At 59.4% G+C, this 17565-nt stretch carries 8 protein-coding genes; 2 read left to right on the top strand and 6 right to left on the bottom strand.

All coding sequences use genetic code 11. From position 1 onward, the window contains the following. Positions 1-218: 218 nt before the first annotated feature. Positions 219-2654 carry an endopeptidase La gene (lon, locus tag A9Q02_RS17330; protein ID WP_245860623.1) on the top strand — a complete coding sequence of 812 codons (2436 nt, stop codon included), beginning with the start codon at positions 219-221 and terminating at the stop codon, positions 2652-2654. A 382-nt stretch (positions 2655-3036) separates the two neighbouring features. Here lon and panC read toward each other — a convergent pair whose 3' ends face one another. The 6 genes from panC to A9Q02_RS17300 all read right to left on the bottom strand — a co-directional run bounded on the left by panC (position 3037) and on the right by A9Q02_RS17300 (position 14434). Beyond that, positions 3037-3870, bottom strand: coding sequence for a pantoate--beta-alanine ligase (gene panC, locus A9Q02_RS17325; protein WP_097654350.1), 834 nt, complete (start codon positions 3868-3870; stop codon positions 3037-3039). A gap of 67 nt (positions 3871-3937) precedes the next feature. Beyond that, a complete protein-coding gene (gene panB, locus A9Q02_RS17320; protein ID WP_097654338.1) occupies positions 3938-4783 on the bottom strand; it encodes a 3-methyl-2-oxobutanoate hydroxymethyltransferase in 846 nt (281 codons plus the stop codon). A gap of 304 nt (positions 4784-5087) precedes the next feature. Next, complete coding sequence (def, locus tag A9Q02_RS17315; RefSeq protein WP_097654337.1) at positions 5088-5648, bottom strand: peptide deformylase; 561 nt, start codon at positions 5646-5648, stop codon at positions 5088-5090. Positions 5649-5876: 228 nt separating this feature from the next. Beyond that, positions 5877-8435, bottom strand: a complete 2559-nt coding sequence (gene priA / locus A9Q02_RS17310) for a replication restart helicase PriA (RefSeq protein WP_097654336.1) — start codon at positions 8433-8435, stop codon at positions 5877-5879. Between the two features lie 88 nt (positions 8436-8523). Then, the gene (locus A9Q02_RS17305) at positions 8524-12294 is read right to left on the bottom strand and encodes a S8 family serine peptidase (protein ID WP_097654335.1); all 3771 of its coding nucleotides are present in this window, start codon (positions 12292-12294) and stop codon (positions 8524-8526) included. 169 nt (positions 12295-12463) lie between these two features. Then, entirely contained in the window at positions 12464-14434 is a 1971-nt protein-coding gene (locus A9Q02_RS17300) for a fructose-1,6-bisphosphatase (RefSeq protein WP_097654334.1), read from the bottom strand. 269 nt (positions 14435-14703) lie between these two features. Between A9Q02_RS17300 and A9Q02_RS17295 the strand changes: the two genes are divergently transcribed. Then, positions 14704-17544 carry a VWA domain-containing protein gene (locus A9Q02_RS17295; RefSeq protein WP_097654333.1) on the top strand — a complete coding sequence of 947 codons (2841 nt, stop codon included), beginning with the start codon at positions 14704-14706 and terminating at the stop codon, positions 17542-17544. Positions 17545-17565 lie beyond the last annotated feature (21 nt).

Raw genomic sequence — 17565 nt, 5'->3', positions numbered from 1 at the left:
GCCGTGCGCGCGACCGCCGCTTCCGTGGGGGCCGCACTTGCCCTGATCGGTGTCCCTACCACTTTGACGTAGCCCTAAGCTACCCACGTCACGAACACAACTGAATGCACAGCTTTCGCGTCACATCAAAGGCATTTTCATCTGGCCTGGTGTGCTATAATCAAAATACTATGTATACGCCGCGATCAACGATCACGATCAGGCGTCAGGGAGGGTCTGTGCACGAGGAGACACCCGTTCTCTTCAATTTTCCTTCATCGAAACCCGATAGCACGCTGTACGATGCTTCTCCCGTAGAGCGCGATCTGATCGTGTTGCCGCTGTCTGATACGGTGCTCTTTCCACATATGCTGGCCCCGATCTTTCTGGTGGACGATGCAGCACTTGCGGCGACCGACCTGGCCCTCGACGGGGATCGTACCGTCCTGGCCCTGGCCCGTCGTGAGCTCACCCTCGGAACGACTGGGCTCAGCGATCTCTATACGATCGGGGTGGAAGCCGTCATTCAGCGTTCGCGCAAAATGCCTGATGGGACGACCAGTGTCGTGCTCGAAGGTCGGCGGCGCATGCGCATTGTAAGTGCGCTCGATCACGACGCGGCTCTGCGCGTACGTGCGGTCGCCATTGAACATCACGGTGAACATACAATCGCCATTGAAGCGATGATGCGTGCGGTGCGGTCGCTCTTCGAGAAGGTTGTGCGTCTGTCGCGCACCTTGCCCGATGATGCCTATATGATGGCCTTGAATGTCGATGACCCCGGCGGGTTGGCCGATCTCATTGCGTCAACCCTGCCGATCAGCATCGCTAATCGCCAGCAGATTCTTGAAACAGTTGATCCCGAAGAACGCCTCCATCGCATCAGTACCCTGCTCACACAAGAGCTTGATCTGCTTGAGTTAGAGAGCCGGATTCAATCTCAGGTACAAAAAGAAGTTGACCGGAGTCAGCGCGAGTTCTTCCTACGTGAACAACTCAAGGTGATCCAGCGTGAACTGGGGCAGGAAGATCCAACCCAGCGTGAACTCGCTTCGTTGCGGTCACGCATGGCGGCAACGCATCTTCCCGTCAAGGCTCGCGCACGGGCCGAAGAGGAGCTTGGCCGCCTCGAGGCAATGTCGCCGGTAACGCCTGAATATGCGGTCGTTCGCACATATGTTGAGTGGATCCTGAACTTGCCATGGTCAATCACTACTGAAGAAGCGATAGACCTGCGCAAGGCAGCCAAAGTGCTTGATGAGCATCACCATGGGCTCGCCAAGGTGAAGGATCGCATTCTTGAGTTTATTGCCGTTCGTCAGTTGGCTGGTCATAATCAGCGCGCCCCCATCCTCTGCCTTGTAGGACCGCCAGGCGTCGGGAAAACCAGCCTCGGGCGCAGCATTGCGGAAGCTATTGGCTGCGCATTTGTGCGCTTGAGCCTCGGCGGCGTACGCGATGAGGCCGAAATTCGCGGCCATCGGCGAACGTATATCGGCGCTATGCCCGGACGTATCCTCCAACGGATGAAAGAAGCCGGAACGCTGAATCCCGTCTTTATGCTCGATGAAGTCGATAAACTCGGGGCCGATTTCCGCGGCGATCCCGCCGATGCCCTGCTGGAAGTCCTTGATCCAGAACAAAATTCATCGTTTTCCGATCATTACCTCGATCTTCCCTTCGATCTTTCACGGGTCTTTTTTGTGACAACAGCCAACTATCTTGATGACATCCCCGAGCCATTGCTCGACCGGATGGAAGTGATTACCCTCCCTGGTTATACCGAAGACGAGAAATTACAGATTGCCCGCCGTTTTCTCGTACCACGCCAGCAGGCCGCAAGCGGGCTTGTTGATACCCCGCTACGCTTTGGGCAACCCACCCTGACGACCCTTATCCGTAGCTACACGTATGAAGCAGGGGTGCGGAACCTCGAGCGCGAGATCGGATCGATCTGTCGCAAGACAGCGCGCCGCATTGCGGAAGGCCGGACGTATCCACGCGTGATCACACCAAAACTGGTCGAGAAGTTGCTTGGGCCACCGCGCTACGAGACGAATACCGCCGAGAGCAGTGCCCAGATCGGGCTGGCGACCGGCATGGTTTACACCGGTGCTGGTGGCGATACGATGCCAGTTGAAGTGTCATTGATGGAGGGCAAAGGGGTGCTGACGCTAACCGGCCAACTTGGTGAGGTGATGCAAGAGTCAGCGCAGGCGGCCCTATCGTACACGCGAGCCAATGCGACAGCGCTGGGCATTGATGTACGGCGCTTCGAGAAACTCGATATCCATATCCACGTCCCTGAAGGTGCCACCCCCAAAGAGGGACCTTCAGCAGGAATGACAATTGCCGTTGCGCTGATCTCGGCGCTGACCGGGCGGACAGTACGCCATGATCTTGCCATGACCGGCGAAATCACGCTGCGGGGCAATGTCTTGCCCATCGGCGGGGTCAAAGAGAAACTGCTCGGCGCCTTGCGGGCAGGCATTACCGAGGTCATCCTGCCACAAAAGAATAGCCGGGATCTGGTCGAAGTTCCTGCCTCTACCCGCTCACGCCTGACGATCCACCTCGTCAACCATCTTGATCAGGTCCTTGAGCTTGTCCTTGGCCCACCCCCACCTGAACCCGAAAAACGAAGCCTTCGCTCGGTATTGGCACGTTCCCGCTAAACGCGATAACAAAAAAGCACCCGCAAGGGCACCCGCAAGGGGTGCCCCTACAGGGCCGGGGGGCGGGCCCGGTGTAGGGGCACCCCTTGCGGGTGCCCCACCCCTTGCGGGTGCCCCACCCCGGTACGGGTGCCCCACCCCGGTACGGGTGCCCCACCCCGGTACGGGTGCCCCACCCCGGTACGGGCGCCCCACCCCGGTACGGGCGCCCCACCCCGGTACGGGCGCCCCACCCCGGTACGGGTGCCCCACCCCTTGCGGGTGCCCCACCCCTTGCGGGCGCCCCACCCCGGTACGGGCGCCCCTTGCGGGTGCCGCGTTGTATCCGGTTTCGTATGATGCAATCGCCCTGGTTGCCACACCCGCTCTTCTTGACAAGCCGCTAATCAAGCAGCAGATTATCAATCAAACGCACACTGCCGAGGCGTGCAGCAAGTGAGATCAGTGCCCCACGCGCTCCGATCGTGTCAAGTTCGAGCAAGGTCATCGGATCAGCAAGACTGATGTACTCTGGTTTCACAAGTGGTTCACTTGCCAGGAGATCGGCGATCTGCTGACGCAAGCACGTTGCATCCCGTTCACCCGCCTGATAGGACTGCGCGGCCGCACGCAACGCACGATAGATCACGGGCGCAACCGCTCGTTGCTCGCTGGTAAGGTAGGTATTGCGACTGCTCATCGCTAACCCATCGGGTTCACGAACCGTAGGAGCGACGACAATCGTGGTAGGTATGTTCAGGTCGCGCACCATCTGGCGAACCACAACGGTCTGCTGCGCATCTTTCTGGCCAAAATAGGCTCGGGTCGGTTGCACAATATTGAGGAGCTTGCACACCACCGTGGCAACACCGCGAAAATGCGACGGACGGGCCGCGCCTTCAAGCACTTCATCCGCGGCAGGCAACACGACATAGGTACCAAAGCCTTCGGGATATATTTCGCCTGGTGCAGGGGTAAAGACTAGGTCAACCCCTTCGGCTTCGAGCAGACGCAGATCGCGTTCGAGATCCCGCGGGTACCGCGAAAAATCTTCGCGCGGGCTAAACTGCGTCGGGTTGACAAAGATACTCACCGCCACAGCGCCACATTCTTCACGCGCACGGCGCACAAGACTGAGGTGACCCTCGTGCAGATAGCCCATCGTCGGGACAAGGCCGATCTGGTCAAACCTGGCCCGCGCCGTACGGACAGCGTCAATTGTTGTCAATACTTGCATGCGTTGCATTACGATCCTACTCCTCAACGGGTATGCCATAGCAGACAGCACCCAACGGCGTACGGTGCTACGCTTTACCCGCTTTGCTCTGGCTCAGAGCAGCCTGCAGCTCCGCCTCGTCCATCCGTGCGCTATGCTCGGCCCCGGGGAAGGTACCTTCACGGACTTCGGTCGCATACGTTTGCAACGCAGCCTCCACGGTCTCCACCAGACTCGCATACCGTTTGGCGTGACGAGGCTTGAAATCGCTGTAGAGACCGAGCATATCATGCCAGACCTGCACCTGACCCGAGCAATGAACCCCGGCCCCAATACCAATGGTGGGGATGCGCAGGTGCGCCGTGATTTCACGCGCCAGCGGGGCAGGTACCAGTTCGAGCACAACCCCAAACGCACCTGCATCTTCAAGGGCAAGCGCATCATCAATCAAGCGCGCGGCTCCTGAAGATGTTTTGCCCTGAACACGGGTGCCAATTTGATGGACTGACTGCGGCGTAAAGCCGATATGCCCCATCACAGGAATGCCCAGGTTCACCAGACGCCGCACAATCGGGGCGACCTCGGCGCCTCCTTCGAGTTTGACCGCCTGCGCGCCACACTCCTGCATGATGCGACCGGCGCTCTGTATGGCCTGGTCAACCGTTGTATAGGTCAGAAACGGCAGATCGCCGATCACCAGCGCCTGACGGCTGCCGCGCACTACCGCTTTGATATGATGGATCATGTCATCGAGCGTGACATGCACCGTTGAGTCATAGCCGAGCACCACCATGCCGAGCGAATCGCCCACGAGAATCATGGGAATACCCGCCCGATCGGCCATCTGCGCCGAAGTATAATCGTAGGCAGTCACCATCGGGATACGTTCACCCCGGTCTTTGAGCTTCTGAATATCAAGGATGTTTGTTCGCATATAACCTCCTGCCAGGGGCGTGAGCGTGCGCAGCCTGTGTGCGCAGACCCGGCTCACTATTGTAACATAGGGGAGATGCATTCCGACAGAGGCGTGACAGTTTCGGGTGCGACGAAAAGTCTTGCACGCACGTCAGCAGACAGCTTCCGGGAAGCTCTGCGCGAAGATGTTATGGCGCACCGACGTGCCGAAACACCGATGAGCATGCTGCCACCACCGCGCAAGCTTCCCGGAAGCTTTTAGATCTGTTGCGGGCAGCACAAAAGGCCAGCAAAACTGGCCTTTTGTGCTGCCACGCGTGTGGTTAGGCTGAGGCGGGGATCTCTTCCGGCTCGTTTGTGAGATCGCGCAAGGTGTTGAGATCGCGGATACGTTCGGTAAAGACAATGCCTTGCAGATGGTCAATTTCGTGCTGAAGTGCCCAACCGAGCAATCCGTCAGCCTTGCGCAAGCGGCGCGTTTTGCCACTCAATTCCTGGTACTCGACCGTCACCCAGGTCTGGCGGGGTACTTGACCAAACCAACCAGGCAGGCTCAGGCAACCCTCGTCGCGCATGATTTCTTCGCCACTCGTTTTGACAATCTTGGGATTGCAAAGCACGTAACGCTCAGAAGGGGCAACCTCAACTTCGGTGCCATCCTCTTGCTGCTCGTATTCAGGTGGGATTTCGATAATGCAGAGTTGAATGGGCAGGCCGACTTGCGGTGCCGCCAGGCCAACTCCATTGGCAGCCTCCATGGTCTCAAACATATCAGCAACGAGTTGCTTGAGCGTCCGATCAGGAAGCTTGACTGGACGACAGTTCGTCTTCAGAACTTTTTTGTCTTCTGGATGATCAATGCGAAAAATGCGCCGCTGTGCCATAGGTTTCTTTCTTCCGGCTTGCTATAGCAACCCTAACAGGTTTAGTGGTTGTGTGCTGGCTCGCGACTACGCCGCGAGCCAGCACACAACACCTTCACAAATGATGAAGGGCTTCTGCATAACATTATAACATGCAAAATCACGGGACTGCAGCCTGCTAGTCGCTCACTGGTGCTGGCACAAACGGTCAGCAATACTGACCGTTTGTACCAACACGTTGTTTCAGAGTCACAGCACATGCACCGGATCAACATCAATGCTCCAACCCTGCGTGGGGCCAAGGGTGTCGAGCAGCCAGGCAAGCGCTCTTGCGTCAACGGTGAGCGGAATGCGCACAATGAGGTGCCAGCGCCAACGCCCACGGATTTGCTGGATAAAAGCTGGTGCTGGGCCAATAAGACTCCAGTTTTCCAGACGCTGACTGGTGATGAGGTTCTGCAGGCGTTCGGCGAGTTGTTCGGCAGCGCGCCTGGCCGCCGGTTCACCCGAACTGGCATAGACAAAGCGCACCAGACGGCTAAACGGAGGGTAACCGATTTCGCGCCGATACGCGATCTCCTGGAGAAAAAAGGCCCGGTAGTCGTGCTCCTGGGCGGCGAGCAAGGCGTAATGCTCGGGATTGTAGGTCTGAATGACCACTTCCGCCCCAGACGTGCGGCGCCCCGCCCGGCCTGCCACCTGGGTCAACAGTTGAAACGCCCGCTCGCCACTGCGAAAATCGGGTAAGTGCAGACCGGTGTCGGCGGCAACGACCCCGACGAGCGCAACAAAGGGGAGATCGAGGCCTTTGGCGATCATCTGGGTGCCCACCAGGATATCAACCTCGCGCCGCAAGAGCAGGTCTAGCATGCGCCCATGGGCACCTTTGCCGCTGGCTGTGTCGCGATCCCAGCGCAGGACACGCGCCGCAGGCAGCAATTCGGCGACCGCTTCGGCGACACGCTGGGTACCAACGCCAAAGCGGCGAATCCGTGTGCTCATACATTTGGGGCAGACCAACGGCACCGCTCCGCGACTCCCGCACGAATGGCAGATCAAGACCGAGGCAGGTTGCCCCGCTTGCACAGCCTCGCGTGAGGGGCGTTCATTGACCGGGGAGGGTTGCGGGTCTTCCTCGTAATGCAGCGTCATCGGGCCACTGCACACCCCACAATTGACCACGTACCCACAGTCACGGCACATCACAAAACTGGCCGCTCCACGTCGATTGAGAAAGAGGATGCTCTGTTCGCCGCGCTCAAGCGTCGCGATCAGGCTCTGCTGCAAGACCCGGCTAAAGATCGAGCGGTTGCCCTGTTGCAATTCGTGACGCATATCAATGAGACGCACCGGCGGCAATAGCAACGGAGCTGAACGGGCTTGCGCGTTGGGGCCAAGGCCACTGACCCGTTCACGCAATTCGAGCAGGCGATACGTGCCTTGCGTAGACCGATGATAGCTTTCCACCGCAGGCGTTGCACTCCCAAGAATGACGACGCTTTTGGTCAAGGTCGCAAGGTGCAGCGCACAATCACGGGCATGGTAACGCGGGGCCGCATCGTGTTTATAGGTGAGCTCGTGTTCTTCATCAATCACAATCAGGCCCAGATCCGGCAGGGGGGCAAAGACCGCCGAACGCGACCCGATCGCTAGGCGCGCTTCGCCGCGCCGCAAGCGGCGCCACTCGTCGTAGCGTTCACCGAGGCTCAGACCGCTGTGCAACACGGCGATTTGGCCAGCGAAACGCGCCGCAAACCGGCGTACAAGCTGCGTCGTTAGGGCAATCTCAGGTACCAGCACCAACGCCTGACGCCCAAGCCGCAGCGCCCGCGCAATCGTGCGCAAATAAACCTCGGTTTTCCCACTCCCAGTGATGCCATGCAACAGAAAGACCGCTGCATCTTCCGGAGCTTCAAGTGCCGTGACAATCGCGTCATACGCAGTACGTTGATCCGGACTCAACACCGGAGGCTGATCAGGCATCACATGATCACCGGCCAGCGGATCGCGCCGCACCTCGCGCTGCTCAAGGGCAATCAGGCCACGCTGCTCTAACATGCGCAAGAGCGCGGCATTGGAGCCAGTTGCGGCATAGATCGCGCTGACCGGCAAGGCGACAGCTTGATCAGCCATCCACTCGATCACGGCGGCCTGCCTAGGGGCACGCCGTAAGGTCTCCAGCGTGGAGGCGAGTTGCTCTGGGGCAATGGCAAGTTGAGCAAAACGTACCGTGCGGGGGCGCGCCCCCGGCGGTGTCTGCGCGGTTCCAGACGCAACGAGGCCACGTTCATAAAGGGCGCGATAGAGCGTGCGCAGTTCGCTGTCGGTACCCCGCAAGGCCGCCCGCAAATCACGTTCACGCTGCTCGCCGTGCAGGCGCAGGTAGTAGAGGATCGAGCGCTCGCCTTCGGGCAGACTGCCAAGATCGACCAGCATGCCGGCTGGCGTAGCCCGCCAGGTCAACTCGGCCTCCTGGCCCACCCCCGGCGGTAACAAGAGACTCAAGGCGTCGTAGAGAGGCGCACGATACGTCGTGGCAACCCACTGGGCCAGTTCCAGGCCCACCGGGGTCAGGAAGCCTTCGGGATCACCCAGCGCATCCAGTTCGCGCAGTCCGGTAGCTTCATCCCCGGCAGGGGCAACGCGCAAGACAACGCCCTGCACCCGACGACGACGTAACGGCACCCAGACCAGGCGTCCAGGTGCGATCAACGCTTGCAACGCCACTGGCACCAGATAGGTGAGCACAGGGCTCTTGTCAGCACCTAGACGCGCCTTGAGGGCCACGTCGGCAATCAGCGACGGCATTCTGAAGGGTTCCCTACACACGAAGAAGTGGCATCAGTCGCCAGACAACCTGACAACTGATGCCACCATCATACACCAGAACGAACGATCAGCGCTTGATCAACGGCACAAAGACCTTGTTATCCAATTGAGGCCGTTCACCAAGGGTGCGGTCAGCCGTATTCGAGCTATAACTCTGCCCGGTCGTGGCGATCAGGGCAAAGGGTTGCGAGCCAAAGACCGCATTGAGTGCAGTTGCCCGTACGATGATGCGGTAGGTACCAGCAGCTGGATTCTCGATCCGCACGCCCTCGACATTGTTGATCTGGTCAGCCTGGCCGTTGCCAAGGAACTGCGTTTGATCGGGGGCAATCACCACCAGATCGAGATTATTGACAAGCGTCCGGGCTGCGCTTGCCTGCGCAGGCGGATCAGTCCAGACCAGCGTTACATAGAGCCCATTGCCACTCGGAGGGGGCTCGGTGCCGCCACCGCCACCACCGCTACCGGTGATCTGGAACTGCGCACTCGCCTGGCGTTGGCCCTGGGTGGCGCGCAAGGTGTAGGTTCCCGGCGGAATGTTGGGATTGGTCGTCAAAGCCACCTCGAAGGTTCCATCAGGCCCAGCCGCAAGCTCACCAATGGCCTCGCCGTCGAGATCAAACTGGATCGCCTGGGATGGCGCAAAGCCGCGGCCCTGGAAGACAAACCCCGAGCCCGGCGCACCAGTCTGGGGGGCAACGGTCATCACCGGTTGATCGCCGCTGACAGCGGTCACCTGGAACTGCGCCGAGGCGGTGCGACCGGCGCTATCAGTGAGTGCGACTTGATAGGTGCCAGCCGGGGTATTCGAGGCGGTGCGCAGGGTAACACCAAGCTCGCCACTGACATTGCTGCCCACCGTACCGAGATTCTGGCCATTGACGGCCAACGTGATATTGCCATCGTTGGGCGTAAAGCCAGCCCCAGTGAGCCCAAACTCGGTACCGGCAGGCCCGGTCGAAGGCGTAATCGTGACTTCGGGCGTCACACCCCCAACAATGGTCAGCGTGGTACCCGCCGTTCGACTCGCCACATCACTCATCACCACCGTCCGTGGCCCAGGGGCAATCCCAGCGTCGGTCTGCAAATAGGCCAGCACATCACCACGTGCATCGGCATAGACCGTACCAAGGACATTTTCTGGGTTGGCACAACTCGTATTGCAGACCCGCACCGGGAAATAGGGCACGGCATTGATCGCCCCCAACATAAAGGTCGAGCCAGGAGGCCCCGCCGCAGGCACTGCCTCCATCGCCATATCGGGATAGTCGATCTGCAAGAGCACATCGTCAACGAAGGCTGACAGATGGGGTAACTCGCCATCCCCATTGGTAAAGAGGGCAAGGTAGCCCGACATACCGGCGAGTACCGCACGCTGATCAGCAGTAAAGGCGAGCTGGACTTGATAGATCGTCAAGGGATCGAGGCCGGTACCATCGCTACACCCAAACAAATCACCAATGACAGCCCCTGACGGATCAAGCAGTGCAAAGCAGAATTGATCGAAGCCAGGATCAAAGTTCGCCATCGCAAAGAGGAACTGTACGCCACTGGCGTTGGCACTATCAATGGTGCGCGGGAAGCTGACCGGGTAGAAGATCGCATCATTGACCGGGGTGCCACCGAGCCAGATCGAGGCATCGCCATTGATCACTGGCTCGCCAAGCGCACGACTGGTACGCAACGGGGCCCCCTGGCCCAGCCAGAGTTGACTGAAGACCTGCCAGCCTGGATCTTCAAAATCACCACCAAGCACCACGTTGTAGGCAAAGGCACTGGTGGTAGGACCATCCTGCACCGGCGTGATCTGCAAGTTCAAGGCACCCTGACCTGTGATCGCTGGCACGGCAAGCGGGCTATTCAGGCTAGGCAGGCCAGTTTTATCGGTACCCGTGCTGTCGGGGATAGGTGAGGTAACCGGCGGCTGATCGTAACCCGGCACCGTCTGGAGGCTCACCTCATCAGTGTTAAACCGCAACCGCCCCTGGATCGCAGGAGCACGGCGAAGCGTCAGATACGTATCGAGTTGCTCACCCATCACCAGCGCTGGTTGCTGCACAAAGAGCGTACCAGCCGGTGTACTCCCAGCGACCTGCACCGTAAACTCGCGCTCTTGCCCGTTCGTCAGGCCACTGCGATTATCCTCAAAAACAGCATAGTTAGCCTCAAGAATATTCTTGAGGTCAACCCGGCCCCAACCACTATCAAAGTTAACCCGAGCCCCAGGCATGCGCGCCGTCCCATGAATGAGCAACCCCTTGAGCAACGCGGCACTCGGATCCGCCACCCCACGCTCGCCCGTTACCCACTCACGCACCTGCGTCGCGACTCCAGCGGTCAGCGGTGTCGCCATCGACGTTCCACTTGAAAAGGCATAGGGCACCCCAGGGGCCACTGGCTCAAGACCAGACGCCTGAGCACCGAGCACCGACAAAATATTGGTGCCAGGGGCAACCAGATCCGGCTTCAGCCGCCCATCAGCCGTCGGCCCTCGCGACGAAAAATCGGCGACCTGATTGGGATTATCCGAGGATGGCCCAAGCGCAGGACGGTTATTCTCCGAAGCTCCGACCGTCAAGACATTTTTGGCGGAACCAGGCGAACCAATCGTCTGTGACCCATTGCGCCCGGCATTACCCGCCGAGTAGAGCACGAGATAATTCTGGTTGCGCCAGATATAGTCATCAACCACCATCGAATTCTGGGTATAGGCCCCCTGCGCATTCGAACCCCAGCTATTGGTCGAGATGCGGGCACCATTCTCATAGCCAAGGGCAATATAATTCCCATTGACCGGCACACATTGAATACCGGTCGAACCATCGGTATTCATCGCCATAAAGACCATGCGCGCCTTTGGTGCCGGGCCAGCCTGCGACGTCCCATACTGATTATTGGCCGGCACTGCCCCCGACTGCGAGCCATTGCCCAGCACCGAACCAGCGACGTGCGTACCGTGACCATTCAGGTCGGTCCAGGAGGTTTTCGCGGCACACTGCGGTGCCCCCGGCAGCATCTCACTGGGCGCAAAGGCCCGCACCAGGCTCCCCTGGAAATCCGGGCTCAACTGACTGACATCGGTTCCCTGGCCGACACTCAGCCCCGAGTCAGAGATCGCGACAATCTGGCCTGCGCCATACAACCCACGGCTCTGCCAGATCGCCTCGACGCCCATGATCCTGCGGCCCTCGGCATTGGTCAGTTCAGGCACCAGATAGGGTTCGATCCAGGCAATCGCGGGATGGGCGGCAAGCTCGGCGAGGCTAGCCAGGGGGAGCGTCGCCCGGACAACGGCACCCGTCGCGAGCGCAGCACTATCCTCGATCACCGCACCCTGGCCGCGCAAAAACATGCGCAGAGCGGGCAACGACTCGCCGGGATGCGCAATGATCGTCACCTGGCTGCGGGCATCGGCAAGTTGCGGGCCCGTCATCACCGCCGTCATTGCCGGAGCAAGCTTATAGGCCGGTTGATACGCCCCAAGCCAGCGCACCGCATACATCGCCCGCACCTTCGCCACATCCTCCGGCGCAAGGCGCACCACATGCGTATGCTCGGGCAAATAGCCGAGCACCTGAGCCCCAAGGCGTTCAAGCTGAGCCAGCCAGGACGCCTGCACTGGCCCGGTAAACTGGACAAGATAGTACGGATTTTCGCCCCCGTGTACCGCACTCAAGAGCAGGCTACGCGGTTCACGATCAACAAGTGGATCAAAGACACCAGCCTGGAGATAGATCGGTTGCTGGGACGCGGGCTGCCGACTCTCTGCGACCGAAACCATGCCGACCATCAGCAGGATGGCAAAAAAGAGGGCTAGAGACGTAGTGAAGCGCCGCATAACATTTCTCCTCTACTGGTAGGGAACCGGGCGCACACAACACTGGTAAATGTCGTTTACACCCTCCACATTCGTCTGTCCAGGAAGTTTTGTGCCGGGCCCCAGAGACCACACAGGGCTTAAAGCCCTGTGTGGTCTGACAGACCGCGGTCCACGACCTCTTTGAAGACTACAAAGTCTCTTGCTCAATCAACACTCCTTCCCGATAAGCCGCAACCAGTTTACGCAGATCTTCGAGTTGACCACGGAGCAACGTACCCGTATCGGTATCACCAATCAGCAGACGGCGGGGAAAGGTCTGCACATACTCAGTGTGGGGGGTCGGGTCATGGCCGGTACGGATCATCGCTTCGGCGCTAGTGAAGGCTTCGTGGGCGGCAAGAATCAAGACGTGGGAGCTACCCACCAGAGTATAACCTGCGATCCCCGTCTCATGCTGATAGGCCTCGCTCATGCCGCCATCAATAATGATGAGCTTGCCCTTCGCCAGCAGCGGACGCTCACCACGCCTAGTCTTGACGGGTGTGTGACCGTTAATAATATGGCCGTGTTCGGGATCAGCCCCGAACGCGACCAGCACCCGTTTACAAAAAGCTTCATCGTCACGCAACGCATAGTAAGGGCCTTTGGGTTCTTCGTGCGCTACAGGATCGGCAATGACATACCGCTCGAACGTCGCCATCCGCAGGCGCCCATACAGAGGTGAATGCTCACCACACCAGAGATACCAGAGGGCATCCTGTCCAGCCCGGCGTACCTGCACATCGCGGCTAAAGAAGGCTTCGCGAGCCATTTGTTCATAGCGGGTGAGCAGAGCGGGGCCAGCGAGTTCTTCGCCACCAAGGGGGAAGTGAATAAAATTGCCTGCTTCATCCACCGGCAAACAACCGTGGAATTTCAGATTGCCGTCGTGAACCTGAAACATATTGCCATAGCTATAAAGAAAACGGATATGCCGTTGCAAGCGTGTACTCTGTTGAAACTGAGCACAGAGATCGGCAATGAGTTCGGACTCGCCAGGGGTCAGAACCGAACGATCACGCCCGCCCATCGTCGGCCAGTTTGCATCAAGCAACTGATACGTACGCCCCTCGATCATCGCTGTCCCGGCGGCGAGATCCAGGCCCTCGAGAATCAACCGATGCTCCATCTGATATTCAGGATGACGGCGGATGATCTGGGCTTCAAGTTTGAATTGAATGGCGGCAATCGCCTTGTGCATCCGGGCGAGCGCTGCGGAGGTATAATCTTCAATCGGTGAAGCAACTTTGGGGCGAAAGGCGTGACACGGGTCATGGCTGTACACGGTATCGGCGAAACGGCTGAGTTCGCGCAGATTGATGCCATAGCCATCAATCAGGGTCGAAAGCGTGCTATAACGCAGGGCCACTCGCACCACATTGGCCACGAGAGCCGGGCACCCGCTCGCCGCGCCCATCCACGAAACATCGTGATTGCCCCACTGGATCGAGACATAGTGGTAAGCCATGAGGCGATCCATGACCTTCTCGGCAGCCGGACCACGGTCGTAGATATCACCAATGACATAGAGACGATCAATGACCAGGCTACGGATGAGATCCGCCAGCGTGATAATGAAGGCCTCGCCTTCACCTAGCTCAACAATCGTCGCCACGATGCTACGGTAATACTGTTCCTTCTGGGCTGTCTCGGCGGCTTCGCTTTCGCTCAGCAACTCTTCAAGCACATAGGCCCGCTGGGGATCGAGCCGTTTGCGCACTTTGCTCCGCGTGTATTTTTGGGCCGATGTACGGGCCACCCGGGCCAACCGCACGATCGTCTCGGCGATCCAGTCCGCAGGCGTATCAAGCGTAGGCAACGTCGCACGAAGCTTTTGCTCAGGATAATAGACGAGCAGCGCCAACTCGATCTGCTCCTGGTTCGTCAGTTCACCTTCAAAGGTCTGCGCCAACTTGCGCCGCACCGCACCTGAGGCATGGCGCAGCATATGGTCAAACTGATCATAGGCCCCATGAATATCCGAAAGATAGTGGTCCGTTCCCTTCGGCAAGGCCATAATCGCGTAGAGATTGATCATCTCGTTATGGGCAGCCGTAATCGAAGGGAAACGACGACTGAGCAACTGCAAAAGCCTGAGTTCCTGGTCACTGTAACTCATAGGGATTGATCTCGTTGAGATGAGGGAGGATTTGTACTATTGTACCAAATCCTGCAAGAATTTGGGCCAGAGTACGGCTCCTTCCGAGGGCTGATTGGGGTTGCACCCCAGACCGCATCTCCGGAGGCGAACTTGGCAACAGCCGAGGGCTGTTGCCAAGATAAGCATTGTCCCTCATTAGCCGATGGGGTACAATGCCTCTAGCATAACCACGTCTGTACTCTGCGGCCAGCCTCCTATGGGCTGCCACCGCAGTTGAGAATGATTCTATGCCTCGTCTCTCCTTTGTGTATCCTGAGATGCTTTGGTTGCTGGGCCTGATCGGGTTGATGGTGGCAATTGCCGTGCTCACCCCACGCCGCCTGGCCCCATGGCGTTTTTGGTCAAGCCTGACGGTGCGCACGCTCATCGCCCTTGCCCTCGTGCTTGCGATCGCAGGGGTTCAACTGGTGCTTCCAGTCAATCGGCTAACGACCGTCTTTTTGCTCGATGGCAGCGACTCGCTCTCGGCATCGGCGCGAGCTCAGGCCGAGACGTTTATGCAAGAGGCCTTGCAGGCGATGCCCGAGCGCGATCGGGCCGCCATTGTGGTCTTTGGCGGCAATGCCCTGGTCGAACGGGCACCCAGCGACGAACAACGCCTTGGACGCATCAGTTCGGTGCCCATTGCGACCCGTACCAATCTTGAACAGGCCATCCAACTCGGCCTCGCGCTCTTTCCCGCCGATGCTTCACGTCGCCTCGTTTTGCTCTCGGATGGGGGTGAGAATGCCGGACGCGCCGGCGATGCGGCGCGCCTCGCCGCAAGTCGTGGCATTCCGATTGAAGTCGTGGCATTAAGCATCGGTATCGGTGAAGCCGAGGCGCTCGTTGCCAGCGTCGAAGCCCCTGCTCAGGTGCGTGAGGGCCAAGTGGCAACGGTTGTGGCTACGATCGAGAGCAATGTGGCCCAACAGGCGACGGTGCGGTTGATTGGCGATGGCGGCACGATCAGCGAACAACAACTGGCCCTGCAACCCGGTCTTACCGAGGTGACGTTTGCCGTCGAGATTGCCGGCAATGGCTTTCAACGCTTCCGTGTGCAGATCGAGCCCGAACGCGATGGGCGAGCCCAAAATAATGAAGCCGCTGCGCTCATTCAGGTCCAGGGGCCACCACGGATCCTCGTTGTGGCTCAAGATCAGGCCGACGCTCAACCGCTCGTCAATGCGCTCGCAGCAACCAATATGACCCCCGAGGTGCTTTCGCCAGCAATGATGCCCTCGGATCTGGCGGGAATGATTACCTATGATGCGGTTATTCTCGTCAATACCCCTGCACGCACCTTGCCTGTGGGTGCCCTGCGCGCTTTGCCAGGGTATGTGCGCGACCTTGGGCGCGGCCTGATGATGATCGGTGGGGCGGATAGCTTTGGCGTTGGCGGCTACGGGCGTACACCGATCGAAGAGGCGATGCCTGTCTATATGGATGTGCGCAATCGCGAAGAACGCCCCGATCTCGCGATGGTCTTTGTGATTGATAAATCAGGTTCAATGGATGCTTGCCACTGCAGCAGCCCCGATATGAGCAGTAACCCTTCGCAACTTGGCGGGGTGCGTAAAGTTGATATTGCCAAAGAAGCCGTTGCACAGGCAGCAGCCCTGCTTGGACCGCAAGATACCCTCGGCATTGTCACTTTCGATAGTCGGGCCTTCGATACGCTACCCGCAACCACCGGCGCCTCGCTTGACCAGATTCTCGATGCGCTCGCCGGCGTCGAGCCGCGTGGGGCCACCAATCTTCGCTCTGGGCTGATCCAGGCCGAAGCGATGTTGCAACAGGTTGATGCCCGGCTTAAACACGTCGTGCTGCTCACCGATGGCTGGGGCACCGGTGGTGATCAGTTAGAAATCGCCGCCCGGATGCGTGAACAGGGCATGACCCTGACCACGATTGCCGCAGGCAGCGGGTCGGCCACCTTCCTCGAAAATCTCGCTAATACTGGCGGCGGCCGTTACTATTTCGCCGAAGATATTACCACCGTGCCCCAGATCTTTGTCCAAGAGACGATCAGCGCGGTAGGCAACTATATCGTGGAACGCCCCTTTACCCCGGTGATGATCGGCAGTAGCCCCGTGCTCAATGGGCTCGGCGGCTTGCCTCTGCTCTACGGGTTCAATGGCAGTACCCTCAAGAATAGCGCACGTGTGTTGTTAGAGACCGATGATGCTCAGCCGCTGCTCGCAACATGGCAGTATGGCCTCGGACGCAGCGCTGCCTGGTTGAGCGATACCAAAGGGAAATGGGCCGTTGATTGGATGGCCTGGGAGGGTTTTCCCCGTTTCGCCGGGCAGGTCGTCGGTGATATCTTGCCTGTCCGTGGGGGCCAGGAGATCAGCACTGATCTGCTCGTGGCTGGCGGTGAGACGATGATTCGCCTGAATGCAGCGCCAGGCCAGGAAAACCTGGCCGTCACGGCAACCTTGATTGGCACCGACGGTTCGCGGCGTGCCGTGCCGTTACCCCAGGTTGGGGCCTTGACCTATCAGGGCCGCGTCGAAAGCCCGAACCCAGGAACCTATCTTGTCCAGATCAGTGGTGCTGCCGCCGATCGCGTTGTTCTGCAAGAGATGGCAGGCCTCGTCGTCCCCTATTCATCGGAATATCGTGGCGGCCAGGGAAATCTGGCCCTGCTCGACGAACTGGCCGCCCTGACCGGGGGCCAGCGCCTGAGTGAGCCTGCCGATGCGTTTCTGCCCGTCGCAGGGCGCGTTACCCAGGCCCGCGAAATTGGGCTGAGTCTGCTCTTGCTCGCCCTTGTGCTCCTCCCCTTTGACATCGCCCTCCGTCGGTTGATGCTGCAACCCGGCGACCTCCCCTTCAGCCAGTTCTGGCGTTCACGGCAGCAGCGGGCTGAGGCCCGGCGTGTCGCCGCCGAGCAGGCCCCGCCCGACCCGACCATGGCACGCCTCCAAAGCGCGAAAGAACGGGCTGGAACACGCATCAAGGGTGTCAGCCAGACACCCGATGATCAAGTACCTGACAAGCAAGCACCCGACGACGACCCCCTCGAACGCCTACGGGCAGCCAAAGAACGCGCCCGCAAACGCACCACCGGCGAAGAAGGGTGAGGTCTTATTGGCATAAACGCC

It is taken from the genome of Candidatus Chloroploca asiatica (genome assembly GCF_002532075.1).
Taxonomy (GTDB): Bacteria; Chloroflexota; Chloroflexia; order Chloroflexales; family Chloroflexaceae; genus Chloroploca; species Chloroploca asiatica.
This window is presented reverse-complemented; position numbering and strand designations above follow the sequence as displayed.

Coding starts and splice junctions, on each gene's coding strand:
- A9Q02_RS17295 (WP_097654333.1), top strand. CDS start 14,704: ATGCCTCGTCTCTCCTTTGTGTATCCTGAGATGCTTTGGTTGCTGGGC.
- A9Q02_RS17305 (WP_097654335.1), bottom strand. CDS start 12,294: ATGCGGCGCTTCACTACGTCTCTAGCCCTCTTTTTTGCCATCCTGCTG.
- A9Q02_RS17300 (WP_097654334.1), bottom strand. CDS start 14,434: ATGAGTTACAGTGACCAGGAACTCAGGCTTTTGCAGTTGCTCAGTCGT.
- priA (WP_097654336.1), bottom strand. CDS start 8,435: ATGCCGTCGCTGATTGCCGACGTGGCCCTCAAGGCGCGTCTAGGTGCT.
- panC (WP_097654350.1), bottom strand. CDS start 3,870: ATGCAAGTATTGACAACAATTGACGCTGTCCGTACGGCGCGGGCCAGG.
- panB (WP_097654338.1), bottom strand. CDS start 4,783: ATGCGAACAAACATCCTTGATATTCAGAAGCTCAAAGACCGGGGTGAA.
- def (WP_097654337.1), bottom strand. CDS start 5,648: ATGGCACAGCGGCGCATTTTTCGCATTGATCATCCAGAAGACAAAAAA.